The organism is Hamadaea sp. (genome assembly GCF_013362815.1).
In the GTDB taxonomy this organism is placed as follows: Bacteria; Actinomycetota; Actinomycetes; order Mycobacteriales; family Micromonosporaceae; genus Hamadaea.
This window is the reverse complement of the sequence record NZ_JABFVK010000038.1, coordinates 16,945-43,320: the sequence shown is the minus strand read 5'-3', so window position 1 is coordinate 43,320 and position 26,376 is coordinate 16,945. Positions and strand designations below refer to the sequence as shown.

Genomic DNA, 26,376 nt, shown 5'->3' with positions numbered 1-26,376 from the left:
GGAACCTTATGCGGAAGTTCCTGCGTGTCTTCGCGGTGGCGGTGTTGCTCGTCGCCCTGGTTCCGGTCGGCCCGATGGCGGCTGACGGAGCGACGGTCGGCTCGACGGAGCTGAAGTCCGGCTGGGCGCTGCGCTCGGCCACCGGCCTGGCCGACACCGGCTCGACGATCTCCCAGGTCGGCTACTCGACCTCGGGGTGGAACCCGGTCACGCTGCCCTCGACCGTGCTGGCCGGGCTCGTGGCGAACAACGTCTACCAGAACATCTACTTCGGCCAGAACCTGAAGAACGTGCCGGACCTGACCGGTCAGGACTGGTGGTTCCGGGGCGAGTTCACCGCCGCCGCGGCCGCTGCCGACCAGGCGTACTGGCTGCGCTTCGGGGGCATCACCTATCGGGCGCAGATCTGGCTCAACGGCGTGCAGCTCGACGCGAACGCGGTCGGTTCGCTCGCCGCGCACGAGTACAACGTGACCTCGGCGATCCGGCCCGGTCAGGCGAACGCGCTGGCCATCCGGGTCACCCCGGCCAAACCGGGCTGCGCCGACCTGTCGTTCTGCACGGTCGACTGGAATCCCGAGGTGCCCGACATGAACGCCGGGCTCTGGGGCAAGACGCGGCTGGAGACCACCGGACCGGTGGCGTTGCGGGATCCCTATGTGAAGACTGTGCTGCCGTTGCCCGCGACGAACGCGGCCGACCTGACCGTGTACGCCGACGCCGTCAACGCGACGGCGGCGCCGGTCACGACGACCGTCACGGGCACGATCACCAAGCCCGGGCAGCCGACCGTGACGGTCAGCCAGACGGTGACCCTGGCGGCCGGGGAGCGCCGGGAGATCGCGTTCGACCCGGCGGCGTACCCGCAATTGCACCTGGTCAACCCGGTGCTGTGGTGGCCGTACCAGTTCGGCTCACCTGAGCAGTATCAGCTCAGTCTGACTGCTGCAGTCGGCGGGGCCACCTCCGACACGAAGAGCACGGCCTTCGGCGTACGCCAGATCACGGACTATCGGACGACGGTCAACGGCACCTCCTTCGCCGGCTACCGGATCAACGGGCAGAACATCCTGTTCCGCGGCGGTGGCTACATGTGGGACATGCTCCAGCGCTGGGACACGAAGACCAACGCCGCCCATGTCCGCTACGTCAAGGAGATGGGGCTCAACACGATCCGGCTCGAAGGCACCCTCGGCAACGAGGAGCTCTACGACCTCGCCGACGCCGCCGGCGTACTGGTCATGCCGGGGTTCACCTGCTGCAGCGCCTGGGAGAACGACTCCGGCTGGACCGCCGAGCAGACCCAGGTCGCGCAGGCTTCCCTCGAGACGCAGTTGCGGTCGCTCCGCGCTCACCCCAGTGTTTTCGTCTGGGCGTACGGGAGCGATCAACCGCCGACCGCGGCGCATCTGACGGCGTACAAGTCGATCGCCACCCGCCTGCACTGGCAGAACCCGACCCTGGACAACGTCGCGACCTGGTCGAACTCGAACGCGGGCATGAAGATGGACGGCCCGTACAAGTGGGCCCCGCCGGTGCTCTGGTGGGACACGACCAAGGCGGGGAGTGCCTTCGGGACGACCGGCGAGGAGGGCACCGAATCGCCGCCGCCGCTGGAGAGCCTCCAGAAGTTCATCCCGGCCGGCGAGCTGTGGCCGATCGGGACCACCTGGAACTATCACGCGGGCAAGCCCGGCAGCGTGTTCGACAACATCGGCCTCTACACCAACGGCCTCAACCGCCGGTACGGCACGGCGACGAGCGCGGCCGACTACGCGCTCAAGGCCGAGCTGATGAACTACGAGAACACCCGGAGCTTCTTCGAGGCCTGGAACTCCCACGAATACAGCCAGTCCTTCGGCACCATCTTCTGGATGCTCAACAGCGCCTGGCCGTCGGTGCACTGGAACCTCTACGACTACTACTTCAAGCCGGGCGGCGGCTTCTTCGGCGCGAAGAAGGCCGACGAACCCGTGCACATCGCGTACGACTACGCCACGAAGAAGGTGTTCGTGGTCAACTCGACGCTCGCCGCCCGCAGCGGGCTCACCGCGACGGCGACCCTCCACACCATCCCGAACCTGACGACGGTGTCGACGACGACCGCACCGGTCACGGCGGCGGCGAACTCGTCGACACAGGCCCTGACGGTCCCCACCCCGAACGGGCTGAGCTCGACTTACTTCCTCCGCCTCCAGCTCAAGGACAGCGCCGGCGCGGTCGTCAGCAACAACCTCTACTGGTACTCCACCACGCCGGACGCGCTGGGGAACAAGAGCAACTGGTACTCGACGACGACGAAGACGTTCGCGAACCTGACCGGCCTGAGCAGCCTGCCGGCCAATCCGTCCGTCACGACCGCCGTGTCCCGGTCGGTCGCCGGCGGCCAGGAGAACGTCACCATCACGCTGACCAACACCAGCGCAACGAACCTCGCCTTCTTCCTACGTCCCGAAGTCACCGCGGGCAACGGCGGAACCGAGGTCCTACCGGTCACCTACACCGAGAACTACGTCTCGCTGTGGCCCGGTGAGTCGACCACCATCACCGCCGCGTACGCCACCGGCGACCTCGGTGGCCAAGCGCCCTACCTGCGGCTACGCGGATTCAATGTCCCGACGGCGACAACGCCGATCCCGTAGTCCTTTCGGGGAAAGGGGACACCGGGCGGGCTGCGGCGCGGCAGCCCGCCCGGTACCCTGCCGCGGTGGACGACAACTGGCTCGACGTGCTGCGGTACCTCGCGCTCATCGGCGTTTACATGTTCGGGGCGACGATCCTCGCCAACCTCGTGCTCCGCGTACGCCGTTGGGCGCCCACGCGGCGTCGGCTGGCTCGCATCCCCGAGTACGCCCCCGGCTGGAAAGCTCTCTCCCGAGGCGAGTACGCCACCGGCCTGGATCTTTCGTGGCGGGCGTACGAGCGGTGCCGGGAGGTGGCCCGGGGCCGTCGCAGCAACGCCCTGGCCTGCTGCGAAGCGCTGCTCGGCACCGCCCTGCACGAAGTCGGGCGGCACGAGGAGGCGCTCGTCTATCTGCGTCCCGCCGAAGCGACGCTGGCGAAGGCCCGTGAATTCGACGGCGGTCTGGTGCGTTCGGCGTACGGGACCACGCTGCTCGCTTCAGCCGAAGCGCTGTCCGATTTGGACGATCGAGCCGAGGCGCTGACCGCGACCGAGCAGGCGCTCCGCTGGCACGTACGCCACGGCCACCGCCGCCGTTCGATGGCGTCCTACCATGCCGCCCTCTACCTGCGGGGCCGGGCGCTGACGAAGGCCGACCGGTTGGGGGAGGCCGCGGGCGTCGTCCGGCAAGCGCTGGAGGCACGGCGGGCCACCACGTCCGACCCCGACGTCCTCGTCGCCGCGGGCCTCATCCTTACCGCCGAGATCGCCGTCGACAACGCCCGCCCCGAACTCGGCCTGCCCGTCGTCGAGGAAGCCGTGGCGCACAGCCGCATGCTGTCGGCCGCCCCACCTGCTCACCGGGCCGCGCTCGCGGAGGCGCTCGCGGTCCGGGCCGGCATCCTCGGTACGCTCGACCGCCGAGCCGAGGCGCTGACCGCGATCACCGAATCCGTCGAGCTCACCCGCAAGCTGGCCGAGGAACTCCCGGATCGCTACCGACACGCCCTCGCCGCCCGCGAAGCGACCCTGGTCGAACTGTCTGGCAGAGTGAGCTCATGAACGCGTACGACGACGTGGTGGCGCAGTGGCCCGTGGAAGTCGAGACGCTCGATCTGGAGTCGCGGTTCGGGACGACTCGGGTGCTCGCCGCCGGTCCGGCCGTCGGAGATCCGCTCATCTTGATCCATGGTGGTGGTGCGACTTCGGCGGTGTGGTTCGCCGACGTCGAGTCGCTGGCGCGGGAGCGCCGGGTGTACGCCGTCGACCTCATCTGCGACCGGGGACGTAGCCGTCCTCGTCCGGGCGCTGTGCGTACCAGATCAGACGTCGCGGCCTGGTTCGCCACGGTGCTGGACGCTTTGGGCGTGGAGCGAGCCGATGTGGCCGCGCATTCCTACGGAGCTTGGGTCGCGTTGGTTTCGGCGCTGGAGACGCGGCGCGTGCGGCGGCTCGCGTTGCTGGACCCGACGACATGCTTCGGGCCGATGGCGCGCGGCTATGTGCTGCGCAGCCTGCCCGCGGTGGTGCTGGGCGGGGAGAAGCGCTGGCGGCGGTTCTTCGAGTGGGAGACCGGCGGCCGACGGCTCGATCCTGCGTGGCTGCAGCTCGTCGCGAGCGGCGCGCAGGGCCGGAACGGCGCGAAAGTGGTGCTGCCGAAGCGACCGTCCGATGAGGCGCTTCGCGGACTGGAGGCACCGGTCCTGCTGGTGCTGGGCGGGCAGAGCCGGGTGCACGACGTGACGGCCGTACGCGAGCACGCGGAGCGGCTGTTGCGCGAGGTCAGCGTGCTGATGCTGCCGGACGCGACGCACCATACGCTGCCGCAGCAGCACGCCATCGAACTCGACCCGTTCCTGCTCGACTTCTTCGCCAAGCAGGATGCCGTCGGCGTCTCGTGACGGTCCGCCCACCGGATCACGGATATCGGCCGTAAAAAGGCCAAGATTCGACCCACATCCCTGATCTGGTGCCAAAAAGGCGGGCAGTCAGGAGCGGCTGAGCAGCGTCCCGGCCGCGCCGAGCACCACCCCGAAGGCGCAGACCAGCCGCCGCCACATGTCGCGTTCACCGAGCAGCCTCGCGCCGAGGAAGACCACGAGCACCACGCTGACCTCGCGCAACGGGGCGATGACGGTGACCGGCGCGAGCGTGAGCGCGGTCAGGATGAGCATGTACGAGGCGGGGGAGAAGATCGCCGTGCCGACGGCGCTCTTCCAGTGCTCGCGCCAGAGTTGCCGAATCTGGTCGCGGCGACGGATGAGCAGCGGGGTGAAGGCGACTGCGCGGAGGGTGTCGGTGCCCCAGTTCACGAGAACAGGCGGGATGGCCGCGGCGGTCACCGCCTGCTTGTCGAGCAGCGTGTAAGCCGCGATGAACACCCCGACGAGCAGCCCGTAGCCGATGCCGCTGCTCGATTTGCGGAGGCCGAGGAGCGCGACGCTCACTGACAACGCCAAGATGCCGGCCCAGCCGAGGAGCCCCGGCTGCTCCTGCCAGAGCAGAACGGCGGCGGTGCTCGCCAGCAGCGGTCCGGTGCCCCGGGCGACGGGGTAGACGACAGACAGGTCGCCGATGCGGTATCCGCGTTGCAAAGTGAGGTAGTAGCCGGTGTGGAGCACCAGCGCCGTTCCGACGAACAACGGCGTACGCCAGTCGAGGGTGTCCCATGCGGTCCACAGTGTCCAGACGCCCAACGGGGCCCAGAGGAGCGCGGCCACCGCCGACCACAGCCCGACGAAGATCGGCCCGCTCGCGCCGCCGGCCCGCTTGGCGAGCAGGTTCCAGGTGGCGTGACACAGTACTGAGGCGGCGACCAGCGCCAACGCGACGGGCGGCATCAGCGCCGGCCGAACGGCACGCCGGCCATCGTGCTCACGTCGAGGCCGAAAACCGCGAGCACGTGAGGCGCGACGTCCGCGTGGCACACCTCGGTCGCGGTGGTCGGGACGCCGGGCCCGCTCGCCGCGATCCACGCCTGCTTCTCCCAGGTGGTACGCCCACCGTGGCCGCCTTCGTCGCGATGCCCGTGATCGGTGACCACGATGACGGTCAGGTCTTCCAGCTGCGCGGCGGCGTCGAGGACCTGGCCGATCTGGATGTCCGCCCGTTCGATCGCCGCGAGATATTCGGGGCCGGTGCCGACGGCGTGCGCCACTTCGTCCGGTGCTCCGATGTAGACGAACGCGGCGTCGTACGCGCCTTCGGCCAGCGCGCGGGCGGCGTCGTCCACCACGAGCTGGTCGGCTTCGGCGTGGCCCAGCGCTTCACCGTCGGCATAGGACAGACGGGTCGGGTCGGTGAACAACGGCCCGCCGTAGGAGCCAGTGGCCAGCGGCGCCCAGGTGAGGGCGGCGTACGTGCGGAGTCCCCGGCGCTTGGCCAACGTCAGGAAGTCCGGAAAGACCGCCAGCCGATGGCCGGTGAACGTGTTCCCGAAGACCCCGTGCGCTTCCGGCCACATGCCGGTGGCGACCGTCGTCCAGCACGGCCCGGACAGCGTCGGGGCGGACGCGCTGACCTCGAAGGAGCTGAAGAAGCCCGTGTCGGTGATCTTGTCGATGTTCGGGGTGTGCGCTGCGGCGAGGGTGTCGAGGCGTACGCCGTCCACCCCGAAGACGATCACGTGCGGCACTTCGGCTCCCTCGGTCTTTCTTGTGCGCGCTGGATCAGGGATCCGTGTCGAATCTTGCGGAAAATACGACCCAGATCCCTGATCCAGCGCGGATCGGGAGCCGATAGTAACCGGTTACTGTGAGGCGATCAAGGGGTTCGTCAGGGATGCAGTCGCTGGTACAGCTTCCGCATCCCGCCGATCCACCGATCGGGGTCGCTGACTCGGTTGAGCGAGTACTGGGCGACCTCGGGATGCGGCAGGATCAGGAACCGCCCCTCGTCGATGGCTTCGACCACACAGTCGGCGACCTGCGAGGGTTCGAGCAGGGGAGCGGCGGCGAGCGTCGCGGAGTCCGCGGGCGCGCCGTCCAGCAACGGCGTACGCACGCCCTGCGGGCACAGGCAGGAGAAGGTGACCCCGGTGCCGCCGTAGCGAATGGCCAGCCATTCGGCGAGCGCCACCGCGCCGTGCTTGCTGACGGCGTACGGGGCGACGTCGAGTTCGGTGAGCAACCCGGCGGCGGAGGCGGTGACGAGGAAGTGCCCCCGGCCCCGCTCGACCATCCGCGGCAGGACCGTACGCGCGGCGTACAGGTGGGCGAGGACGTGCACGCCCCAGGCCAGCTCCCAGTCGGCGTCGGTGCCGAGGCCGGGTGGCGTCGCCACGCCCGCGTTCGAGCACCACATGCCGATCGGGCCGAGTTCGTTCTCGATGCGGTCCACCGCGCGGGCCACGGCTTCCTCGTCGGTGACGTCGAGCCCGATCCCGCCGTGCCCCTCACCCAGGGCGTACGCCGCCCGAGCGGCGCGCGCGCCGTCCAGGTCGGCCAGCACGACTCTGGCCCCGTCCGCGGCGAACCGCTGGGCCAGGGCCAGGCCGATGCCACTCGCTCCGCCAGTGACCACGATGATGCCGTCGGTGGGCTTGTATAGCGCCATCGGGACATCATTCCAGGTCCAGCACGACTCCTCCGGCGAAGGCTCCGTCGTGCAGCTCCAGCCGCTGCGGCTGCGCGCCGGTCGGGACGGTGAACCGCAGCGCCATCAGGCGTTCGGTGCCCGGCACTACGGCGGCCGCGAAGGGATCGCCACCGTTGGCGGCGACGAGGGCGGCCGGGTCCGGCTCCACCCAAGTAGTGTCCGATGTGTACACCCGCTGCATGCTCCGGAAGAGCTGGACGGTCTTGTCGCCCGCCGCGACTGACGCGGTCACGTCGCACGTCGTGGTCTTGCCGTTCGAGCAGGTCACGGAGTAGATGGTGAAGTGCGCGGTGCCGTCCGACGCCTGTTCGCCCAGCTCGGCGTCGGCTTGCGGCCCGTTCCAGGCGTGCGCGCGTACGCCTTGCGCGTTCTCGACCGCTTCCGCCATCTTCGGCGCGAAGATCACCAACGCCGCCGCGCTCACCGCGATCACTGCGGCCGCGGCCACGCTGACCGGCACCCACCAGGCCACTTCCCGCCGGGGCCGCCGGGGTTCCGGTTCGCGGGCGGGTCGCGCCTGCCGTCGTTGGCAGGCTCGCACACCCAACCAGATGAGTACGCCGAGAGCAGCAGCCAGGGCTGCGTACGGCAGCCAACGGCGCCACCAGGGCGCTTCCGGAGCCGCCACGGCTGCGACGTCGGTGGCGAAGCAGTCGAGCAGGCGTCCCGAGGCGGCGTCCGAGACGCAGGCGGTCACCGGCTCGGCGGCATGCGGCACCGGCAGCGCACCAGAGCTTTGGAGGGTCACGTCGGCCTTCGGTGCGACCTTCGCCGACCAGCTCACCCGGTCGCCGTCGATCGCCGCGCCGTCGGCGACGAGGCTGGTCGTGCCGTCCGGCATCCGCTGCACGACCGTCGTCGTGACCGGTAGCGCGGAAGTGTTGGTCAGCACCAGGTGGTAGACCGTGTTCGCGCCGGAGGACTGGGTCTGCACCGCGATCTGGACCGGGGAGTCCGGCAGGGCGGCAGCGGGCTGGGGAGCGGGGGCCGTCACCGGCAGGAACGCCTGAACAGCGGCCACCCCGAGAGTCAGGATCGTCATAACGTCGATGACGCTAGTCAAGATCCGTACGCGGAATCCCGCGTTTGTCCAATCCCGCCCCCTGTTTACCCAATCCCACCACCTACCGCCTAGTCACCACTAAGCTGTTCGCGTTGATCATGAACCTATGGTCCCACCTGTCGGTGTGTCGCCGCCCCTACGTTCATGATCGAACCCGGATTCCCCGGTACGCCGACCGCTAAGGTGACCGCATGGACACCGCGATCCTCGGCCGCACCGGCCGCACCGTGAGCAAGGTCGGACTCGGCGCGTGGCAGCTGGGCGCGGACTGGGGCGAGGTCGCCGCCGACGACGCCGAAGCCGTGCTCCAGGCCGCCGTGGACGCCGGCGTCACCTTCATCGACACCGCCGACGTCTATGGCGACGGCCGCAGCGAACAGTTCGTCGGCGAGTTCCGCAAGGACCGCCCCGGGCTGACGATCGCCACCAAGATGGGCCGGCGGGTGCCACAGGAAGTGTCTGCGTACACATTGGACAACTTCCGGCGCTGGAACGACCGATCCCGGCAGAACCTGCAGATGGACACGCTCGACCTCGTCCAGTTGCACTGCCCGCCCACCCCCGTGTACTCCTCCGACGCTGTCTACGACGCGCTGGACACGATGGTCGCCGAGAAGCGGATCGCGGCGTACGGGGTGAGCGTCGAGACGTGCGACGAGGCGTTGACGGCGATCGCCCGGCCGAACGTGGCGAGCGTGCAGATCATCCTCAACGCGCTGCGGCTCAAGCCGCTGGAGCGCGTACTGCCCGCCGCACAGGCGGCCGGGGTCGGCATCATCGCCCGGGTGCCGCTGGCCAGCGGCCTGCTGTCGGGCCGGTACGACGAGCACACGACGTTCGCCGCCGACGATCACCGGAACTACAACCGGCACGGGGAGGCCTTCGACGTGGGCGAGACCTTCTCCGGCGTGCCCTTCGACGTCGGCCTCGAAGCCGTACGCCGACTGCGTCCGCTGGTGCCGCCGGGCGCGACGATGGCGCAGTTCGCCCTGCGCTGGATCATCGACCAGCCCGGGGTCAGCGTCGTCATCCCCGGCGCGCGCTCACCTCAGCAGGCGGAGGCCAACGCCTCGGCGGCCGGTCTAGCGCCGCTGAGCGAGGAGGCTATGCGTCAGGTCACCGAGGTCTACGACGAGCTGATCCGGCCGCTGGTGCACGACCGCTGGTGAGACCGGCGGGCTGACTGACCGGCGTTGATCATGAACCGGAGGGCGCGACACGCCGGACAGGCGGAACCGTAGGTTCATGATCAACTCACATGTTAATCATGTGGCCGGCCAAGCCGTGGATCGCCTCCTTGACGGCTTCACCGAGAGTCGGGTGCGCATGGACGTTGCGGGCGACCTCGTGCACGGTCAGGTCCCAGAGCTGGGCCAGGGTCAGCTCGGGCAGCAGCTCGGTCACCTCCGGGCCGATCAGGTGCGCGCCGAGGATCTCGCCGTACTTGGCATCGCTGATGACCTTGACGAAGCCGACCGTGTCGCCGAGCCCGTTGGACTTGCCGTTGGCGGTGAACGGGAACTTCGCGACCTTGACGTCGAACCCGCGATCACGGGCCTGCGCCTCGGTCCACCCGAAGCTGGCGATCTGCGGCTGGCAGTAGGTCGCCCGGGGGATCATGACGTAGTCCAGCTCCATCGTCTCCGCGTCGCCGATCGTCTCGGCCGCGATGACGCCCATCGCCTCGGCGGCGTGCGCCAGCATCAGCTTGGCCGTCACGTCCCCGATGGCGTAGATGTGGGGGACGCTCGTTCGGCACCTGCCGTCGACATCGATCGCGCCGCGCTGCGTCAGGCGTACCCCTGTCTTGTCGAGACCGTAACCCTCGACTCGCGGCGCGAAACCGATGGCCTGGAGCACCTTGGCGGCCTCTAGCACCTGCTGTCGGCCGTCCTTCGTGACCGTTACGCGGACCGTTGCGCCGTCGTCCTCGACGGCGTCGACCCGTGTGCTGGTGTGGATCTCGACGCCCATGCGCTTGTAGCGCTTGGCGAGCTCGGCCGAGACCTCCTCGTCCTCGAGCGGGACCAGCCGGTCGAGAAACTCGACGATGGTGACCTTGACACCGTAGTTGTGCAGGACGTACGCGAACTCGACGCCGATCGCGCCGGCCCCGGCGATGATGATGCTCTCGGGCAGCTGGTCGGTGAGGATCTGCTCCTCGTACGTCACGACGCGCTCGGAGAGCTGGGTACCGGGGATCAGCCGGGTGACCGAACCGGTGGCGATGATGCAGTTGGCGAAGGTGATCGTCTCGTCGCCGACCTGCAGAGTGTGGTCGTCGAGGAAGGTCCCGCGCGCGTTGTACTGCGTGATCGAGTTCTTCTTCATCAGGAAGTTGACGCCCTTGACCCGGCCGTCGGCGACCTTGCGACTGCGCTCGAACGCGGCCGTGTAGTCGAACTTCACCGTGCCGTCGACCTGGATGCCGAAGAGCTTCTGCTCGTCCCGGAAGATGTGCGCCAGCTCGGCGTTGCGCAGCAGCGCCTTCGACGGGATGCAGCCGATGTTGAGACAGACGCCGCCCCAGAAGCGCTCCTCGACGACGGCGACCTTCTTGCCGAGCTGGGCGGCGCGCACCGCCGCGGTGTACCCGCCGGGGCCTGCGCCCAGCACGACGACGTCGAAGTGCTCACTCATGATCGTGAGCCTACCCCTGGTTCCGGGGGGTTTCGCCCGGTTAGACGGCGGCCTGGGCCAGCGTGTGGGTGCGTACGTGCTCGATCAGGGTCACGAGCAGCTCGCGTCCGGCGCGCGGGTCGCGGACGTCACACTGGACGACCGGTACGCCCGGCCGCAGCGCCAGCGCCGCCCGCACGGTCTGCAGGTCGAACAGCTGGCGGCCGAAGAACGGGTTCACCGCGATCAGGAACGGCGTACCCCGTTGCTCGAAGTAGTCGATGGCGGCGAAGCACTCATGCAACCGATCGGTGTCGGCGAGCACGATGGCCCCGAGCGCGCCCAGTGCCACCTCGTCCCACAGCGGCCACAGGCCCTCCTGGCCCGGTGCGCTGAACAGGTAGAGGACGAGATCCTCGTCGAAGGTGAGCCAGCCGAAGTCCATCGTCACCGTGCTGGAGCGGCGTACGCCGGAGCGCGGATCCTTGGTGGTGTAGACCTCTTCGGTGTGCAGCGGCGTGATCTCGCTGACCGATCCGACCAAGGTGGACTTTCCGGCGCCGAGGCCGCCCGCGACGACGACCTTGAGGGAGGTCGGCACGGCGTACGCGGGGCTGCCGTCTTCGCGAAGTCCGGAGACCATGGATCACCACCGGGTATGGGTACGTGAGGACGCGGTGATATTACTCCCGCGGGACAGTCCCGCCGCGCGAAGGCGGTAGGTGTGTCCGCGATTCTCACAACGATTCGAGATACGTGAGTCTGTTGTGGACCGACCCTACCAGGCCGTCTGGCCGACGGCGAGATAGGTTGTCCGGTTTCTGCGCGGCGGTGTGTTCGGCGGTTCGCGCCGGCCCGCGTCTCACCGCGCGCGTCTCACTGGCGCGCAGCGGATGCGGTCAGAGCGTGACAGCAGTCCCCGACGGAATGCCCTGGCGATGTCCGCCGTCCAGCAGCCAGACCTGCGACCGCCCCCAGACGGTCCAGTCATGGCCGTCACCGACGAGCGCGGTGTCCTCGTCGATGCCGACGATCCGCATGCCTTCACGGGGACGCAGCAACGGGCGCAGCATCAGATCCGGCATCCGGCCGAGGAACTTGTCGAAGTGCGGCAGCACTCGCAGTCCTGGCACGAGGCCCAGACCGGGCGCGCCGGCCTTGGTGGGATGCCGGATGTCCGGTACCCAGCCGCCGAACGCCATCGCCCCGGCGCTGCACCCGGCCAGCGCGGTGCCGCTCTCCCACAGCTGGACGATCGCCGCCCACAGCTTGGTGTCGCGGAACGTCTCGGTGACGTAGAGCGGATTGCCGCCGGAGAAGTAGATCAGGCCGGGTGTCTCGGCCGTCAGCTGCTCGACGAACGCCGGATCTTCCGCGTCTTCGCGCGTACGCACGACGAGCGGAACCGGTTCGGCGTCGAGTTTCTCGGCGTGCTTGCGGCCCAAGGCGATCCAGCGATTGAGGCTGCCGTCGCCCTCCGGCGCGGCCGCCGTCGGGATCTGGACATATCGCCGGGGACGGTCGTCGAGCAGGTGCTTGTCGACGTCGAACATGGCGTCGGTGTACTCGCCGGAGCCGACCAGGGCGATGGGTCCTGCCATGCGCACCAGCGTACTTCGTCTTTCATCCTTGGCGCTGGATCAGGGTTCTCGGTCGAATCCTGCGCCAAGATTCGACCGAGAACCCTGATCCAGCGGGGAAGAAGGCGCGAGCTAGCGGGGGAGCGAGACGGTGAAGGCAGTCCCCACGCCGACGGTGCTGACGACGTCGATGCGGCCGCCGTGGTCGCTCACGATCTGCCGGGCGATGGCCAGCCCGAGCCCGGTGCCACCCCGTCCCCGGGCGGGGTCGCCCCGCCACAGCCGGTCGAAGACGTGCGTCAGATCGGCCGGTGCGATGCCGCGCCCGGTGTCGCGTACCTCCAGGTAGGCGGTCGCAGAGTCGGCGGAGATCGTCAGCGTGATCCGGCCACCCGAAGCGGTGGCGGCGATCGCGTTGCGGATCAGGTTGCCGAGGACCTGCCGGAGCCGATCCGAGTCGGCGTCGATCGTGACCTCGGCATGGTGCCGGAGATCGAGGGCGAGACCGGCGGCCTCCGCGACGGCCGAATGCGCCGTACGCACAGTCTCCGCCAGTTCTGCGAGATCCACCCGGCTCCGGTGGTATGCGAGCACGCCGGCTTCGGCCAGCGCCAAGTCCTGCAGGTCGTCGACGATGCGCTGCTGAAGCAGAGCCTCCTCGTGTAACGAGGCGAACAGTTCGGGACTCGGTCGCAGAACGCCGTCCGAGAGCGCCTCCAGATAACCGCGGAGGTTCGCCAACGGCGTACGCAGCTCGTGGGCGACGTCGGCGATCAGCCGTCGCTGCTGTTCCTCACTGGCCGCCAGGGATCCGGCCATCCGGTTGAACGCCCGGGCCAGCTCCGCCAGCTCGTCGTGGCCGGTGACCGGGACGGGGTCGGGCCGGCCTGCCGCGGCCAACTCGCGAAACGCACCCGCTGCGGCCAGCTCTCGGGAGGCCGCAGTGAGCGCGCCGATCGGTCGCAGGACCCGGCGGCTCAGCAGGACGGCGCATACCGCGGTGACCAGCACCACTGCGGTCGCCGCGAGCGCGATGGCGCGAGCGGGCACTCCCTCGGCGGGCACCTCGTCTAGAGCGCCCAGGTAAACCTGGACCGGATGCGGCAACAGCGTCACGAGGTCCTGGTTGAGCAGCTCGCTGAGGCAGGTGGTTGCGTCCTCGGTGTTCAGACACGACTTGCCGCGCTGGTCGACCAGGCCGGGCGGCCGGTGGGCCTCCTTCGACCGGCGGCTGCACGCGGTGCGGATCGTCTCGGTGCCGCCGACGATCTCGAAGATCTGCGGCTTGTACCTGGTCTCGACGACGCGTACGCCGAGCCCGGATTCGGCCGCGCAAGCCGCCAGGATTCTGCCCCGCCAGAAGGAATCCGCCACGGCGGCGGTGAACTGGAATCGGGAGTACGCAGTGCTGCCGGGCGGAAAGTTCAGCGTCGGCCGAGCGTCCACCAGCGACGGCGCACCGACGGTCGGACGGGCGGCCCGGCCGGCGAGCACGTCGGAGTCGGCGAGCACCGCACCAGTGTCGTCCACGACCCGAATCCGCTGGTTGAGCCGCCCGGCGAGGTCCCGAACCGGTTCGGCGACACCGGTCCAGGCTTGGTGCGTACGCCCATAGGCGGACAACGCCGCCACGGCGTCCTCGACGTCGCGATGGCTCGCCGCGACGTAGCTGGTCAAGGCGCGGTTGGCCTGCTGCAGGGTGAGCCAGGCGGTGGCTGCCGACGAGGTGGCCACCAGCACCAGCGTCAGCAGCAGGACCCGAAGCCGGAAACTCACGCCGTGGCCCCCGGCGAGCCCGCGTCCGAAGGCGAGCCCGCGTCCGAAGGCGAGCCCGCGCCCGACGATGAAGAGAGCCGGTAGCCCCGGCCGTAGACCGTCTGGACGTACCGAGGTGCGGCCGGGTCATCCTCGATCTTGCGGCGCAGGTTCATCACGTGCGCGTCGACCGTCCGCTCCTCGACGAAGTGGTCGAAGCCAAACGCCCGGTCGATGATCTGCGCCCGGGTGAAGACCCGGCCCGGCTCGGCCGCCAGCACCTGCAAGATTCCGAACTCCTTGGCGGTCAGCACTACCGGGCGGTCGCCGACGCGTACCTCGAACCGGCCGGGGTCGACGGTCAGCTCACCGACCGTCAGCACCTCCACCTCCGGCGAGGAGATCCGGCCCGACCGGCGCAGCAGCGCGCGTACGCGGGCGGTCAGCTCCCGGGGGCTGAACGGTTTGGTCATGTAGTCGTCGGCCCCGATGTCGAGGCCGAGCAGCAGGTCGTCTTCGGCGCTGCGGGCAGTGAGCAGCAGGATCGCGACGTCGGACTCGGCTCGCAGGATGCGGCAGACGTCGAGCCCGTCGACGACGGGCATCATCACGTCGAGCACCACCAGATCCGGCCGGTACGCACGGCTGCGGTCGAGCGCCGACCGCCCGTCGCCGACCACGAGCACGCTGTGCCCCTCCCGTTCGAGGTAGACCCGTAGCAGGTCGGCCTGCTTGCGGTCGTCCTCCGCCACCAGTACGCGCGCACCCATGGCGGCCACCTTATGCGCGCCCGGCGTGCGGCCGCCAGAGCCCGGAGTAGGCCCGCCAGCTGCGCTAACAGCGCTCCACGCCGCCCGCACAGGTTCTTCATCAGTTCTTCACGACCGCCGCCCTAGCGTCCGTCGCCGTGAAGATCACACGAATCGTCGCGGTGGCTCTGCTGGCTGCCGCACTGGCCGGGTGCGGCGCGAAGGAAGATCCGAAGGTGGCGAGTGCGGGCGGTACGCCGACCATCGCCCCCACCTCCGATGTCATCGGGGCATATGTGGAAGCCGTGCGCACCTACGTGACCTGCCTGCGGGGCGAGGGCCTCAAGGTCACCGATCCGGACGCCAAGGGTCATTTCACCTTCGAAGGCGACGCCCGGAAGCTCAAGGCGGATCCGAAGTTCCGGGCGGCGCAGCAGAAATGCGGCGGACTGCTCCCGCCGGTGCCGACCGAGCTGATCGAGAAGCCGGCCCTGACCGCCGAGGAGATCGAGAACGCGCGCAAGTACGCCAAGTGCATGCGGGACAACGGAGTGCCGGAGTTCCCCGACCCGGGTCCCGACGGGTACTACCCCGACAACAGTGGCTATCAGGCAACCGGATCCGAGGCCGACCTCCGCGCTCAGGTGATCTGCTCGCCGATCATCAACGGGGGAGTGCGGATCGACCCCAGCAAGGCCCAAGGATGAGGCGGCGCTCCATCGCCGTGGCCGTCGCCGTCGCCCTCGTGGCGGGGGCGGCCGCCTGGGCCTCGGTCGGCTTCGGCGGCGGTGCGCCCGACCCGGCGGCGAGCGTACCGGAGCGGGCCGAGACGGCGCAGATCAAGCGGGAGACCCTGGTCAACTGGGTGACGATGGACGGCGAACTGGGCTTCGGCGCGGCCGAACCGCTCGCCGCGACGGCAGCGGGGACGGTGACCTGGCTGGCCGCGCCGGGAACGAGGGTCGCCCGGGGCCAGACGTTGCTCCGGGTGGACGACAAGCCAGTCGTGCTGCTCTACGGCCAGCTGCCGATGTATCGGGACCTCCAAGCCGGTCTCAAGGGCGCCGACGTCGCCCAGTTCGAGGCCAACCTGAAAGCGCTCGGTTATTCCGGGTTCGCTGCCGACCCGGAGTTCTCGGCGTCCACCACGGTTGCGGTCAAGCGCTGGCAGGCCGAGCTGGGCCTGCCGGAGACCGGGGTCGTCGCGGCCGGTCAGATCGTCTACGCCCGGTCCGCCGTACGCGTGGCGCAGCAACTGGTGCGGTTGGGTGCGGCGAGTCCGGCCGACGTGTTGTCGGTGACCGGAACGACGAAGATGGTCTCGATCACCGCCCCGACCGCCGGCGCCGGTTGGGCCGTACGCGCGGCCAAGGTCACCATCGCCCTTCCCGATGGCACCACAGTGGACGGACAGGTCGACTCGGTGGGGGAGGCGACAACCGCCGAAGGCCAAGCCGGGCCCCAAGTACGCATTCTCATCAGCCTGGCGGCGCAGAAGGCGGCCGATCGGGGGACGGTGACCGTCCGGCACGCCGTGCAGGAGCGCGCCGACGTACTGACAGTCCCGATCGCAGCGCTGCTGGCCCTGGCGGAAGGCGGCTACGGTCTCGAAGTCGTGGACGGCGGAAAGTCCACTGTGGTCGCCGTGCAGGTGGGGCTGTTCGCGGGCGGCCGGGTCGAGGTGTCCGGCAGCGGCATAGCCGAAGGCCTGACCGTGCGGGTGCCCGCGTGACCGTCCCCAGGCCGGTCACCGGCAAGGTGAAAGCTGTGGAACTGCACAACGTGTCGAAGGTCTATCCGGGCGGGGTCACCGCGCTCGACGGCGTCGACCTGACCATCGGCCGAGGCGAGCTGGTGGGCATCGTCGGGCGTAGCGGCTCCGGCAAGTCCACCATGCTCAACCTGCTCGGCACTCTGGACCGGCCGTCCAGCGGCAGCGTCCGCATCGACGGGCGGGAGGTCGGCGTACTGCCCGACAAGGCGCTGTCCCGGCTCCGGGCCGACACCATCGGCTTCGTGTTCCAGCAGTTCCACTTGGCTTCCGGCGTACCAGTGCGGGACAACGTGGCCGACGGTCTGCTTTATGCCGGGGTCGGGCAGCGAGCTCGGCGGACCCGGGCCGAGGCGGCGCTGCACAGCGTGGGTCTGGGGCATCGGCTGGACCACCTGCCGCACCAACTCTCGGGCGGTGAGCGGCAGCGGGTCGCGATCGCGCGGGCCATCGTGGGCGAGCCGGTGCTGCTGCTGGCCGACGAGCCGACCGGCAACCTCGACAGCACGTCCGGCACGACCGTGCTCGGGCTGCTCACCGATCTGCACGCCGCGGGCACGACCGTCATCGTCATCACGCACGACCAGCAGATCGCCGAGCAGCTGCCCCGCCGGGTCGAGCTGCGCGACGGCCGGATCGTGCACGACTCAGGGAGCGCCTCATGAGCCGGCTGAGCCCCGCCGACGTCGCCCGGCTCGGTGCGAGCGGGCTGCGTTCGCGGCCGCTGCGCGTGTTCCTGTCCGCCTTGGGCATCGCGATCGGGATCGGCGCGATGCTCGCCGTCGTCGGCATCTCCTCGTCGAGCCGGGCCGACCTCGATCGCACGCTGAGCAGCCTCGGCACCAACCTGCTCACCGTCGCGCCGGGCAGCACGCTCGGCGGCGACAAGGCGAAACTCCCGGTCACGGCGACCTCTATGGTCGGCCGGATCGCGCCGGTCGAGGCGATCGCGGCCACCGGCCTCGTGGACGCTTCGGTTTACCGCAACGACCACATCCCGCCCGGGGAGACCGGCAGCATCGAGGTCCTCGCGGTCGATCGGGATCTGCCCGGCACGGTCCGCGCCACGCTGCGTACCGGCTCGTGGCTCACCGACGTCACCGCGCGCGTCCCGGCCGTCGTCCTCGGGGCGCGAGCGGCCGCGCGACTCGATCTGCGGTCGCCCGGCGCGCTGGTCTGGCTTTCCCATCAGTGGTACGCCGTAGTGGGCGTGCTGAATCCGGTACCTCTGGCGCCCGAACTGGACAGCGCCGCGTTGATCGGCTGGGCCTCGGCGCAGCAGTTCGCGGGGTTCGACGGCCACCCCACGAAGATCTACGTACGCGCGGTGGAGAGCCAGGTCGCGCAGGTCCGCTCGGTCCTCGCCCCGACGGCGAACCCGCAGGCCCCGAACGAGGTGTCGATCTCCCGCCCGTCCGACGCGCTCGCCGCCAAGCAGGCGACCGACTCGGCGCTGACCGGGCTGCTGCTCGGCTTGGGCGGCGTCGCCCTGCTCGTGGGCGGGGTCGGGGTGGCCAACACGATGGTCATCTCCGTCCTCGAACGGCGGTCCGAGATCGGCCTGCGCCGGGCACTCGGCGCGACCCGAGGCCAGGTACGCCTCCAGTTCCTCGCCGAGTCCTTGCTGCTCAGCCTGCTGGGCGGAGGCGGCGGGGTGGCGCTCGGCATCCTCGTCACCGGGGTGTACGCCGCCACCCGGGACTGGCCGTCGGTCATGCCGCTCTACGCCACCCTGGGCGGGCTCGGGGCCACCCTGCTCATCGGCGGCATCGCCGGCCTCTACCCGGCGGTACGCGCCGCCCGGGTCGCCCCCGCGACCGCCCTCGCCTCCGCCTGACCGCTCTATTTCCGCGCGATCATGAACTATCGGGCGTGATCACCCGGCGTGTCGTGTCCACGACGCCCTGATCAACTCCGCAACTGCGTGATCAACCCCCGGCGCCGGCGCAGGGTCCGACGATCGGGCCCGACCGAGCGTCGAGCGCCGGGGTTAGCGGAGGTCCCGGGCGGGTACAGCCGCAGGATGGACGAGGTCACGACCACGGATCTGCCCGAGGCGATCGCCGCCCAGGAACTCGGCGACGGCGACCTGCTCCGGGAGTTGGAGAGTCTGCACCGGACCCGGCACGAGACGTTCCTCCACGGCTCGTCGCAGGCGCTGGCGCACCACACCGAGCGGATGGTCGAGCTGGAGAACGAGTACCTTCGGCGCTTCCCGGAGCGGGCGGTCGATCCCGACCGGCTGCGTCCCGAGAGCTCCGCCCGTGCGTGATGATCATCACTCGACATTGACGGGCTCGGATCACCTGACAAGTGTCGGTGGACGCGGTTAGGGTTCGTTCGTGGGTGGACTTACCGACCGGTACGCCGAACATGACCGCGCGAAACGCGCGCTGCTCTCGGCGTACGAGGCGTTGCCGCCGGGTGCTCCGGTGAAGCTCGCCAAGAAGACGTCGAACCTGTTCCGTTTCTCCGACAGCAAACCCACCGCCCCTGGACTGGACGTCAACGCGTTCAGCGAAGTGCTCAGCGTCGATCCGGAGTCCCGCACGGCCGACGTCCAGGGCATGGTGACTTACGAGAAGCTCGTCGACGCGACGCTGGCGCACGGGCTGATGCCGTTCGTCGTGCCGCAGCTGAAGACGATCACCCTCGGCGGCGCGGTCGCCGGGCTGGGCATCGAGTCGACGTCGTTCCGCAACGGGCTGCCGCACGAGTCGGTGCTCGAAATGGAGATCATGACCGGCGACGGCCGGATCGTGACGGCGACCGCCGACAACGAGCACGCGGACCTGTTCCGCGCCTTCCCCAACTCCTACGGCACGCTCGGCTACTCGCTGCGGCTGAAGATCGAGCTGGAGCCGGTGCAGCCTTACGTCGAGCTCCAGCACCTCAAGTTCGACGACGCCGAGGCGTGCTGGTCCGCGATGGCCGAGATCTGCGCGGCCGGCGAACGCGACGGCCGCCGCGTCGACTTCATCGACGGCACGGTTTTCGGGCCGGATGAGATGTATCTGACGCTGGCCCGCTTCACCGACACCGTGCCGGCCGGTGGCACCAGCGACTACACCGGGATGACGGTGTACTACAAGTCGCTGCGGGACCGTTCGGTCGACTACCTCACGGTGCATGACTACATCTGGCGGTGGGACACCGACTGGTTCTGGTGCTCGCGGGCGTTCGGCGTACAGAATCCGAAGATCCGGCGATTGTGGCCGCGCCGTTACCGCCGGTCGGACGTCTACCGGAAGATCGTCGCCTTCGACCGGCGGCATCAGCTGACGGCCCGGTGGGCCCGCTTCCGCAAGCAACCGGCGCAGGAAGCGGTGATTCAGGACGTCGAGGTCCCGGTGGCGGCCGGGCCGAAGTTCATGGACTTCTTCCACCGGGAGATCGGCATCGAACCGGTCTGGCTGTGCCCGTTGCGCCTGCGCTCCGGTCGGGCCTGGCCGCTGTACCCGCTCGAACCCGGCGAGCTCTACGTCAACATCGGCTTCTGGTCGGCAGTGGACCTTCGGCCGGGGCAGCCTGACGGCTTTCACAACCGGCTGATCGAGGACGAGGTGACCGCGGCCGGCGGGCATAAGTCGCTCTACTCGACGGTTCACTACGACCAGGAGGAGTTCTGGCGGCTCTACAACGGCGAGCAGTACGCGGCCGTCAAAGCGGCATACGACGGCGACAGTCGCCTGCCGGATCTCTATGAGAAGTGCGTGCGGATGGGGTGAAGGGGGAAACATGGGTGTAGCGAACGCGGTCGGCTCCTTCCTGGGCCGGGCCCCGGGCGTCCGGATCACGGCGTTCGACGGCAGCACCGGCGGAAGCGCCGACGCGCCGGTCACCGTCGACATCAGATCGCCGCGGGCGCTCAACTACATCGCGACGGCGGCCGGAAGTCTCGGGCTCGCCCGGGCCTACATCAGCGGTGACCTCGAGGTTGAGGGTGACCTCTACACCGCCATGACGAGCCTGACCGACCTGGACTTCGACATGTCGTGGCCGGCCCGGTTCCGGGCGCTGCGCGAGCTGGGCGGGCTGAAGCTGCTCAAACCGCCGCCGATTCCGCCGATGGAGGTCAAGCTGCGGGGGCGGCGCCACTCCAAGGCGCGGGACCAGGCGGCCATCGCCCACCACTACGACGTCTCCAACAAGTTCTACGAGTGGATCCTCGGCCCGTCGATGGCGTACACGTGCGCCGTCTATCCGACCGCGACGTCCACTCTGGAGGAAGCCCAGTGGGCCAAGCACGACCTCGTCGCCCGCAAACTGGGACTGGAACCCGGCATGCGGCTGCTCGACGTCGGCTGCGGCTGGGGCGGGATGGTCATGCACGCGGCCAAGCACTACGGCGTACGCGCCATCGGGGTGACGCTGTCGCGCCGGCAGGCCGAGTGGGGGCAGAAGGCGATCGCCGAGGCCGGGTTGTCGGAGCTGGCCGAGATCCGGCACCTGGACTACCGCGACGTGCCGGAGGAGCAGTTCGACGCGATCAGTTCGATCGGCCTGACCGAGCACATCGGGCGCGCTCAGCTGCCGGGCTACTTCGGCCACCTCTACAAGCGGCTGCGGCCGGGCGGCCGGCTGCTCAACCACTGCATCACCCGGCCCGACAACCTGGAGCCGGCGATCCGGGAGCGGCAGTTCATCAACCGCTACATCTTCCCGGACGGCGAACTGCACGGCGTCGGTCATCTCGTGTCGCAGATGCACGACGTCGGCTTCGAGGTACGCCATGAGGAGAACCTCCGCGAGCACTACGCGATGACGCTGAACGCGTGGTCGAAGAACCTCGACGAGCACTGGGACGAGGCGGTGGCCGAGGTCGGCACGGCCCGGGCCCGCACCTGGCGGCTCTACCTGGTCGGGTGCCAGATCGGATTCGAGCGCAACAACATCCAGCTCCACCAGGTGCTGGGCGTGAAGCTGCACGCCGACCAGTCCAGCGGGATGCCGCTGCGGCCGACTTGGGGCAGCTGACGCAGGTGAGCCGGGCTGTGACTGGGCTCACAGCCAGCTGAACGCAGGACGATCCCGGGGCCGGGTACTCGCCGTCATCATGAGCGGACGCGAGAACCGGCCCCGGCGGTTGCTACGCAGCATGTTCGTCCTCATCGGATTGGCAGCGGTCACAGCGGCCGCCGTCCGGTGGCTGGACGGCTTCCTCGTGGCGATCTCCGTCTTCATGCTGACCGTGGCGGTCACGACGCTGGCCTTCCAGCTCTACAAGTGGTGGCGGCCGGAGTACAACGACCCGTTGCGCTACGGGCATCCGGACGAGCCGCAGTTGCCCGGCGTCGTCCTCGTGCCCATGCGGCATGAGGAGGCGGTGGTCGAGGAGACATTGCGCCGGCTCGCCGGGCTGAACCATCCGGAGTACTGGGTGGTGCCGATCGTCGACCATCGAGACGATCCGGTTACGGCCGACATCGCGCACGCCATCGCCCGCGAGTTCCCGAGTCGCGTACTGGTGTGCTCGTATCCCGAGTCCACCGACGTGCACAACAAGCCGATCGGGCTCAACGCGGCGGTGCAGCTGCTGCAAGAGATGGGCATCGTCTACGAGTGGATCGGCATCGCCGACGCCGAAGACCTCTTCCATCCGGATCTGCTGCGCTGGGTGGATTACCGTTTCCGGCTGACCGGCGCCGGGATCGTGCAATGCGGCGTACAACTGATGAATTTCGCGGCCGATTCCACCCACGTGCCGCCGCGGACCGGGCATTTCCGCCGCGTGCGCCGTTGGTTCGCCGCGCAGACCAGCGCGTGGTGGCGGGCCGCGAACGTGCTGGAGTACTACAAGTGGTTCCAGTCGCGGCTGAAGTTGCAGGCGGCGGCGCAGGTCATGCCGCTGGGCGGGAACACGGTGTTCTTCCGCCGGGAGTTCCTGGACGCGTTGCGCCAGCGCTACGGCATGTGGTGGGACGAGGAGTGCCTGACCGAGGACTGCAAGATCGGCATCCTCGCCTCCGTCCTGAAGTTCAAGGTCGACGTCGTCTACGTCGACCAGATGGTCACGCGGGAGGAGACGCCGGCGTCGCTGCGCGCCTTCCTCAAGCAGCGGGTCCGCTGGATGCAGGGCTTCATCCACGTGTTCTTCGAGTTCGACTGGCTGCGTCTGCCCACCGGCGCGCAGCGAGTACTCGCCGTCTACGTGCTCGGCTTCCAGTTCTTCCAGGCGTTCACCGGCGTCTTCGCCCCGATCGCACTGATCCTGGCGCTCACCCACAAGTCGCCGATCGCGATCGCGCTGCTGGCCACACTGCCGTTGGCGTTGAGCGTGCTCAGCGTGGTGCTCGACGTGGTGCTGCTGCGCCAGTTCGGCCAGGTCTTCGGCCAGCGGCCCAAGCTGCGCGACTATCTCGGGCTCGTGCTCGGGGCGTACCCGTATCAGCTGGTCCTGTCACTGGCCGCGGTCTGGGCGGTGACCCGCTACGCGCTCGGCCGCAACACCTGGGTCAAGACCCACCACGCGGGCTCGCATCTCACCTCACCTGCCGCAGTGCCGCGTCAGGCGCGTGAGACGTCGCCCTTCATCGGCAAGGCGAGGGTACGCACATGGCCACGTTGACGACTCCGACCGAGGAGATCAAGGCGATCCTGTCGCCCGCCCGGCGGGCCGCGACGGGCAGTGCCGGTTGGCTGCGCGACCACTGGGTGAGCCTGGCGTTGATGGTGCCCGTGCTGGCGTTGACCGCGTTCGTGCATCTCAAGGGCAGCGCCAACTTCCCGCGCTACACCGACGATCCGGGGACCTATCTGTCCCAGGCGTGGTCGGTCGTCTACGAGCACCGGCTGTCGCCTTATTCCTACTTCTACGACCATGCGCCCGGCGGCTGGCTGCAGATCGCGGCGTGGGCCGCGCCGACCCGGGGCTTCGACCGCTACGACTCGGCGCTCGCCTTCGGCACCGAATGCATGCTGCTGGCGAAGCTCGCCTCGACCGGGCTGCTCTACCTGCTCGCCCGGCGGATCGGGCTGTCCCGGGCCGGTGGCGTGGCGGCGGCCGCCCTGTTCGGGCTCACTCCGCTCGGCGTCGTCTACGGGCGCTGGGTCTTCCTCGACAACCTCGTCACCCCTTGGCTGATCGGCGCGTTCGCGTTGGCGTACGCCCCGAAGCGCAGCATCGGCGCGGCCACGGGAGCGTCGGCCGCGTTCGCGATGGCGGTCGTGACGAAGGAGACCACCCTGATTCTGCTGCCCGCGTTCGTCTGGGCGATGGCGCAGAACCTCGACCGGCGCAACCGTACGCAGGTCGTCACGGTGTCGGCGTTCACCGGGATGATCCTGCTCCTGCTCTATCCCCTGTACGCCTTGTACAAGGGTGAGCTGTTCGCCGGCCAGGGGCATACCAGCCTGCTCGGGACGGCGGCGTGGCAGCTGTCGGGTCGCGAGGGCAGCGGCACCATCGCCGACGCCGGCAGCGCAGCTCGCCATCTGCTGGAGTCCTGGCTGGTGCTGGACCGGCTCGTCCTCCTCGGCGGGCTGGTCGCACTGCCCTTCGCATTGTGCGTACGCCGTCTCCGGCCGGTCGCCCTCGCGTTGCTGCTCGGCTGGTTCGTGCTGCTCCGGGGCGGTTACGTGCCTGCGATGCACGTGATCGTGCTGCTGCCGTTCAGCGCGCTGCTCATCCCGGCTGCGCTGGAGGCGATCGCCGGGACCCCGGCGCTGGTCGAGCGCGGTGTCTTCCGCGTACGCCCACTCGGCATCTGGGGCATCGACGGCCGCCGCCGAGTCGCCGCGGTGCTAGGAGCGGCCCTGCTGGCGTTCGCCGCCGTGACGTGGACGCCGTCCATCCGGGACATGATCGGGCCGAATCCGACGCCACCGTTGCGGTCGGCGCTGAACTGGACCGTCGAGCACGTGCCGCCGGGGAAGGTGCTGGTAGTGCACGACTCACTCTGGGTCGACCTGGTGCAGAAGCACCACTACGAGCCGCGCCCGATCATCGCGCACAAGCTCGACAGCGACCCGTCGGTCAAGACCGCGGTGGATCGCATCGACTACCTCATCGTGCCGAACTGGTACTACCGCTCCGAACTGGGCGACATCCCGACGCTGGGCGCCGCCCGGCAGCACGCGACCGTGGTCGCCAGCTTCGGCTCCGGCGACGACGGCGTACGCGTCTATCGGGTCGACCCCAAGTGGCGACCCGCCGGTCTCTAGCGCACTAGAACAGCGGGCTGCCGCCGGGTTGTGACGTACGCCCGACGGCAGCCTCGATCCGGGCGAGCGCCGCGCGTATCTGGCTCAGTTCGCCCAGCACCGCTCCGTCGCTTGTGGACGGGCTGGGTCCGGCGACTGCGCTCGTGGATGAAGCGCGCAGCCGGGCGATCTCCTCGTAGAGCGCGCTGACGGTCTGCTCGATCGCGTCGAGGAAGGCGTCCACGCCCTCCTCGTCATAGCCGCGCCGGCCGAGCCCCGGCTTGCTGAAGGCGACCTGGCGGATGTCGTCCGGCGTCAAGAGCTGTCCCATGAGCGCGAGGCTAACGCCGGTACGCAACCATCAGCCTTCGCCGAGCTCCTGGAAGATCGTCAGCTGGAGGCCGGCCGGGCCGTCGAGGCGGGCGTTGAGCGAGTTCCACGGGGTCACGGTCGGCTCGGCGATCACTTCGGCCCCCGCCTCGCGCAGCTCGGCGGTGACGGTCGAGGAGTCGGCGACCTCGAACGCCACCCGGATGTGCCCGGCGACCCGCCGCCCGACCTCCACCTCGTCGATGTACTCCGCGTGCCGTCGGTCGGTGATCTCCAGCGTCGCCCGGCCCGCGTCGAGGATGGTCACGTGGCCGCCGTCGCTGACGAACGCCGCCTCCTGCTCAAGCCCGAGCACGTCCCGATAGAACCGCAGCGCCTCGTCGTAATCGTCGGCCGTCACGACCAGCCGCAACTGCTTCACCTTTGCCATGTTCTCGATCATGACACGGCGGTGTCTCCGGCGACGGCGGCCCGCAGGGCTTCCCGGGAGAGCCGGTCGGCCTGGCGTGTCGTCTCGGGCAGCCGGTAGCCGGAGGTGAGGCTCAGCGTCACCGAACAAGCCCCGTCGAGATCGATCAGATGTCCGGGCGACACGTAGACCGGCTTGACCCCCGCCCGCGTACGCAGAGCCCGGCCGACGACGTCCCCCTCGAACACGAGATCGGCGGAGTCGCCGCGAGCGTCGCCGACGGGAGCGTGCGACCCGACGAAGGCGGTCTTGCCGACACCGAACGTCGGTATGCCCATGACCAGCCCGAAATGGCAGGCCAACCCGAACCGGCGGGGGTGGGCGATGCCGTAGCCGTCGCAGACCACTACGTCCGGGCGATGCCGCAGCCCGTCCCAGAGCCGGATCAGAGTCGGCAGTTCCCGGAAGGCGAGCAGTCCCGGGACGTACGGGAACTCCGCCCGGCCGACTTGCGCGGCGGACTCCACGACTTCCAGGGTGGTCGCGTCGAGGACCACGATCGCACCCGCCAGCACACCCCCGGCTTCGCCGGAGTCCGCGTACGCCACGTCCACCCCGCCGACGAGCCGGGGCGGCGCGGCCAACGGGCGGTCGACGCGGATGAGGTTGCGCATGCGGCCCTGAAGCGCGATTGCCTCATCAACCAAGTCAGATGACGCGGGAAAGGTCACCGTCAGAT

Annotated in this window: 24 protein-coding genes and 1 pseudogene; 13 read left to right on the top strand and 12 right to left on the bottom strand. The window is 69.4% G+C overall.

The window, feature by feature from the left end:
* The first annotated feature begins 8 nt into the window (after positions 1-8).
* From HOV77_RS19190 to HOV77_RS19180, 3 genes are all read left to right on the top strand, one after another.
* On the top strand, positions 9-2,642 hold the full coding sequence (locus tag HOV77_RS19190) for a hypothetical protein (RefSeq protein WP_290863800.1): 2,634 nt from the start codon (positions 9-11) through the stop codon (positions 2,640-2,642).
* A 65-nt stretch (positions 2,643-2,707) separates the two neighbouring features.
* Positions 2,708-3,685, top strand: coding sequence for a hypothetical protein (locus tag HOV77_RS19185; protein ID WP_290863799.1), 978 nt, complete (start codon positions 2,708-2,710; stop codon positions 3,683-3,685).
* Positions 3,682-4,524, top strand: coding sequence for an alpha/beta fold hydrolase (locus HOV77_RS19180; RefSeq protein WP_290863798.1), 843 nt, complete (start codon positions 3,682-3,684; stop codon positions 4,522-4,524). Before HOV77_RS19185 ends, HOV77_RS19180 begins: the two co-directional genes overlap by 4 nt.
* 87 nt (positions 4,525-4,611) lie before the next feature.
* On the opposite strand, the gene HOV77_RS19175 is transcribed toward HOV77_RS19180, so the two are convergent.
* The 4 genes from HOV77_RS19175 to HOV77_RS19160 all read right to left on the bottom strand — a co-directional run bounded on the left by HOV77_RS19175 (position 4,612) and on the right by HOV77_RS19160 (position 8,261).
* Positions 4,612-5,463, bottom strand: a complete 852-nt coding sequence (locus HOV77_RS19175; protein ID WP_290863797.1) for a DMT family transporter — start codon at positions 5,461-5,463, stop codon at positions 4,612-4,614.
* On the bottom strand, positions 5,463-6,257 hold the full coding sequence (locus tag HOV77_RS19170) for an alkaline phosphatase family protein (RefSeq protein WP_290863796.1): 795 nt from the start codon (positions 6,255-6,257) through the stop codon (positions 5,463-5,465). The genes HOV77_RS19175 and HOV77_RS19170 overlap by 1 nt, the downstream gene beginning before the upstream one ends.
* Before the next feature lie 140 nt (positions 6,258-6,397).
* Positions 6,398-7,177 (bottom strand): SDR family NAD(P)-dependent oxidoreductase, encoded by a 780-nt coding sequence (locus tag HOV77_RS19165; RefSeq protein WP_290863795.1) that lies wholly within the window; start codon positions 7,175-7,177, stop codon positions 6,398-6,400.
* A gap of 7 nt (positions 7,178-7,184) precedes the next feature.
* Positions 7,185-8,261 (bottom strand): hypothetical protein, encoded by a 1,077-nt coding sequence (locus tag HOV77_RS19160; protein ID WP_290863794.1) that lies wholly within the window; start codon positions 8,259-8,261, stop codon positions 7,185-7,187.
* Positions 8,262-8,473: 212 nt separating this feature from the next.
* On the opposite strand from HOV77_RS19160, the gene HOV77_RS19155 reads away from it, so the two are divergent.
* Positions 8,474-9,451, top strand: a complete 978-nt coding sequence (locus HOV77_RS19155; protein ID WP_290863793.1) for an aldo/keto reductase — start codon at positions 8,474-8,476, stop codon at positions 9,449-9,451.
* An 85-nt stretch (positions 9,452-9,536) separates the two neighbouring features.
* Here HOV77_RS19155 and lpdA read toward each other — a convergent pair whose 3' ends face one another.
* From lpdA to HOV77_RS19130, 5 genes are all read right to left on the bottom strand, one after another.
* Positions 9,537-10,922 carry a dihydrolipoyl dehydrogenase gene (gene lpdA / locus HOV77_RS19150; RefSeq protein WP_290863792.1) on the bottom strand — a complete coding sequence of 462 codons (1,386 nt, stop codon included), beginning with the start codon at positions 10,920-10,922 and terminating at the stop codon, positions 9,537-9,539.
* 40 nt (positions 10,923-10,962) lie between these two features.
* Positions 10,963-11,544, bottom strand: coding sequence for an ATP/GTP-binding protein (locus tag HOV77_RS19145; RefSeq protein ID WP_290863791.1), 582 nt, complete (start codon positions 11,542-11,544; stop codon positions 10,963-10,965).
* A 256-nt stretch (positions 11,545-11,800) separates the two neighbouring features.
* The gene (locus HOV77_RS19140) at positions 11,801-12,502 is read right to left on the bottom strand and encodes a Type 1 glutamine amidotransferase-like domain-containing protein (protein ID WP_290863790.1); all 702 of its coding nucleotides are present in this window, start codon (positions 12,500-12,502) and stop codon (positions 11,801-11,803) included.
* Positions 12,503-12,613: 111 nt separating this feature from the next.
* Positions 12,614-14,257 (bottom strand): HAMP domain-containing sensor histidine kinase, encoded by a 1,644-nt coding sequence (locus HOV77_RS19135; RefSeq protein WP_290863789.1) that lies wholly within the window; start codon positions 14,255-14,257, stop codon positions 12,614-12,616.
* Positions 14,254-15,006: a response regulator transcription factor gene (locus HOV77_RS19130; protein ID WP_290863788.1), complete on the bottom strand. Its 753-nt coding sequence runs from the start codon at positions 15,004-15,006 to the stop codon at positions 14,254-14,256. The genes HOV77_RS19135 and HOV77_RS19130 overlap by 4 nt, the downstream gene beginning before the upstream one ends.
* A 137-nt stretch (positions 15,007-15,143) precedes the next feature.
* Here HOV77_RS19130 and HOV77_RS19125 point away from each other — a divergent pair, with 137 nt between their 5' ends.
* The 9 genes and pseudogenes from HOV77_RS19125 to HOV77_RS19085 all read left to right on the top strand — a co-directional run bounded on the left by HOV77_RS19125 (position 15,144) and on the right by HOV77_RS19085 (position 24,919).
* Complete coding sequence (locus HOV77_RS19125; protein ID WP_290863787.1) at positions 15,144-15,692, top strand: hypothetical protein; 549 nt, start codon at positions 15,144-15,146, stop codon at positions 15,690-15,692.
* Complete coding sequence (locus tag HOV77_RS19120; RefSeq protein WP_290863786.1) at positions 15,689-16,717, top strand: peptidoglycan-binding domain-containing protein; 1,029 nt, start codon at positions 15,689-15,691, stop codon at positions 16,715-16,717. The genes HOV77_RS19125 and HOV77_RS19120 overlap by 4 nt, the downstream gene beginning before the upstream one ends.
* A complete protein-coding gene (locus HOV77_RS19115) occupies positions 16,714-17,421 on the top strand; it encodes an ABC transporter ATP-binding protein (protein ID WP_290863785.1) in 708 nt (235 codons plus the stop codon). The genes HOV77_RS19120 and HOV77_RS19115 overlap by 4 nt, the downstream gene beginning before the upstream one ends.
* On the top strand, positions 17,418-18,593 hold the full coding sequence (locus HOV77_RS19110; protein WP_290863784.1) for an ABC transporter permease: 1,176 nt from the start codon (positions 17,418-17,420) through the stop codon (positions 18,591-18,593). Before HOV77_RS19115 ends, HOV77_RS19110 begins: the two co-directional genes overlap by 4 nt.
* 234 nt (positions 18,594-18,827) lie before the next feature.
* Positions 18,828-19,028, top strand: a pseudogene (locus tag HOV77_RS19105) (DUF6158 family protein); the annotation flags it as partial.
* Positions 19,029-19,098: 70 nt separating this feature from the next.
* Positions 19,099-20,484, top strand: coding sequence for an FAD-binding oxidoreductase (locus tag HOV77_RS19100; protein WP_290863782.1), 1,386 nt, complete (start codon positions 19,099-19,101; stop codon positions 20,482-20,484).
* Between the two features lie 10 nt (positions 20,485-20,494).
* A complete protein-coding gene (locus HOV77_RS19095; RefSeq protein ID WP_290863781.1) occupies positions 20,495-21,733 on the top strand; it encodes a cyclopropane-fatty-acyl-phospholipid synthase family protein in 1,239 nt (412 codons plus the stop codon).
* A 79-nt stretch (positions 21,734-21,812) separates the two neighbouring features.
* Positions 21,813-23,324 (top strand): glycosyltransferase family 2 protein, encoded by a 1,512-nt coding sequence (locus HOV77_RS19090; protein ID WP_290863780.1) that lies wholly within the window; start codon positions 21,813-21,815, stop codon positions 23,322-23,324.
* On the top strand, positions 23,312-24,919 hold the full coding sequence (locus HOV77_RS19085; RefSeq protein WP_290863779.1) for a hypothetical protein: 1,608 nt from the start codon (positions 23,312-23,314) through the stop codon (positions 24,917-24,919). The genes HOV77_RS19090 and HOV77_RS19085 overlap by 13 nt, the downstream gene beginning before the upstream one ends.
* Before the next feature lie 4 nt (positions 24,920-24,923).
* Here HOV77_RS19085 and HOV77_RS19080 read toward each other — a convergent pair whose 3' ends face one another.
* The 3 genes from HOV77_RS19080 to HOV77_RS19070 are packed head-to-tail and all read right to left on the bottom strand — an operon-like array spanning position 24,924 to position 26,311.
* Entirely contained in the window at positions 24,924-25,229 is a 306-nt protein-coding gene (locus HOV77_RS19080) for a DivIVA domain-containing protein (RefSeq protein ID WP_290863778.1), read from the bottom strand.
* 30 nt (positions 25,230-25,259) lie between these two features.
* Positions 25,260-25,658 (bottom strand): VOC family protein, encoded by a 399-nt coding sequence (locus HOV77_RS19075; RefSeq protein WP_290863777.1) that lies wholly within the window; start codon positions 25,656-25,658, stop codon positions 25,260-25,262.
* Positions 25,659-25,666: 8 nt separating this feature from the next.
* The gene (locus HOV77_RS19070; protein ID WP_290863776.1) at positions 25,667-26,311 is read right to left on the bottom strand and encodes an endonuclease V; all 645 of its coding nucleotides are present in this window, start codon (positions 26,309-26,311) and stop codon (positions 25,667-25,669) included.
* Positions 26,312-26,376 lie beyond the last annotated feature (65 nt).

Excerpts from the sequence above, each read along its gene's own strand:
- HOV77_RS19190 (WP_290863800.1), top strand. The coding sequence starts at position 9 with ATGCGGAAGTTCCTGCGTGTCTTCGCGGTGGCGGTGTTGCTCGTCGCC.
- HOV77_RS19180 (WP_290863798.1), top strand. The coding sequence starts at position 3,682 with ATGAACGCGTACGACGACGTGGTGGCGCAGTGGCCCGTGGAAGTCGAG.
- HOV77_RS19175 (WP_290863797.1), bottom strand. The coding sequence starts at position 5,463 with ATGCCGCCCGTCGCGTTGGCGCTGGTCGCCGCCTCAGTACTGTGTCAC.
- HOV77_RS19165 (WP_290863795.1), bottom strand. The coding sequence starts at position 7,177 with ATGGCGCTATACAAGCCCACCGACGGCATCATCGTGGTCACTGGCGGA.
- HOV77_RS19160 (WP_290863794.1), bottom strand. The coding sequence starts at position 8,261 with ATGACGATCCTGACTCTCGGGGTGGCCGCTGTTCAGGCGTTCCTGCCG.
- HOV77_RS19155 (WP_290863793.1), top strand. The coding sequence starts at position 8,474 with ATGGACACCGCGATCCTCGGCCGCACCGGCCGCACCGTGAGCAAGGTC.
- lpdA (WP_290863792.1), bottom strand. The coding sequence starts at position 10,922 with ATGAGTGAGCACTTCGACGTCGTCGTGCTGGGCGCAGGCCCCGGCGGG.
- HOV77_RS19145 (WP_290863791.1), bottom strand. The coding sequence starts at position 11,544 with ATGGTCTCCGGACTTCGCGAAGACGGCAGCCCCGCGTACGCCGTGCCG.
- HOV77_RS19140 (WP_290863790.1), bottom strand. The coding sequence starts at position 12,502 with ATGGCAGGACCCATCGCCCTGGTCGGCTCCGGCGAGTACACCGACGCC.
- HOV77_RS19130 (WP_290863788.1), bottom strand. The coding sequence starts at position 15,006 with ATGGGTGCGCGCGTACTGGTGGCGGAGGACGACCGCAAGCAGGCCGAC.
- HOV77_RS19120 (WP_290863786.1), top strand. The coding sequence starts at position 15,689 with ATGAGGCGGCGCTCCATCGCCGTGGCCGTCGCCGTCGCCCTCGTGGCG.
- HOV77_RS19110 (WP_290863784.1), top strand. The coding sequence starts at position 17,418 with ATGAGCCGGCTGAGCCCCGCCGACGTCGCCCGGCTCGGTGCGAGCGGG.
- HOV77_RS19095 (WP_290863781.1), top strand. The coding sequence starts at position 20,495 with ATGGGTGTAGCGAACGCGGTCGGCTCCTTCCTGGGCCGGGCCCCGGGC.
- HOV77_RS19090 (WP_290863780.1), top strand. The coding sequence starts at position 21,813 with ATGAGCGGACGCGAGAACCGGCCCCGGCGGTTGCTACGCAGCATGTTC.
- HOV77_RS19085 (WP_290863779.1), top strand. The coding sequence starts at position 23,312 with ATGGCCACGTTGACGACTCCGACCGAGGAGATCAAGGCGATCCTGTCG.
- HOV77_RS19080 (WP_290863778.1), bottom strand. The coding sequence starts at position 25,229 with ATGGGACAGCTCTTGACGCCGGACGACATCCGCCAGGTCGCCTTCAGC.
- HOV77_RS19075 (WP_290863777.1), bottom strand. The coding sequence starts at position 25,658 with ATGGCAAAGGTGAAGCAGTTGCGGCTGGTCGTGACGGCCGACGATTAC.
- HOV77_RS19070 (WP_290863776.1), bottom strand. The coding sequence starts at position 26,311 with ATGCGCAACCTCATCCGCGTCGACCGCCCGTTGGCCGCGCCGCCCCGG.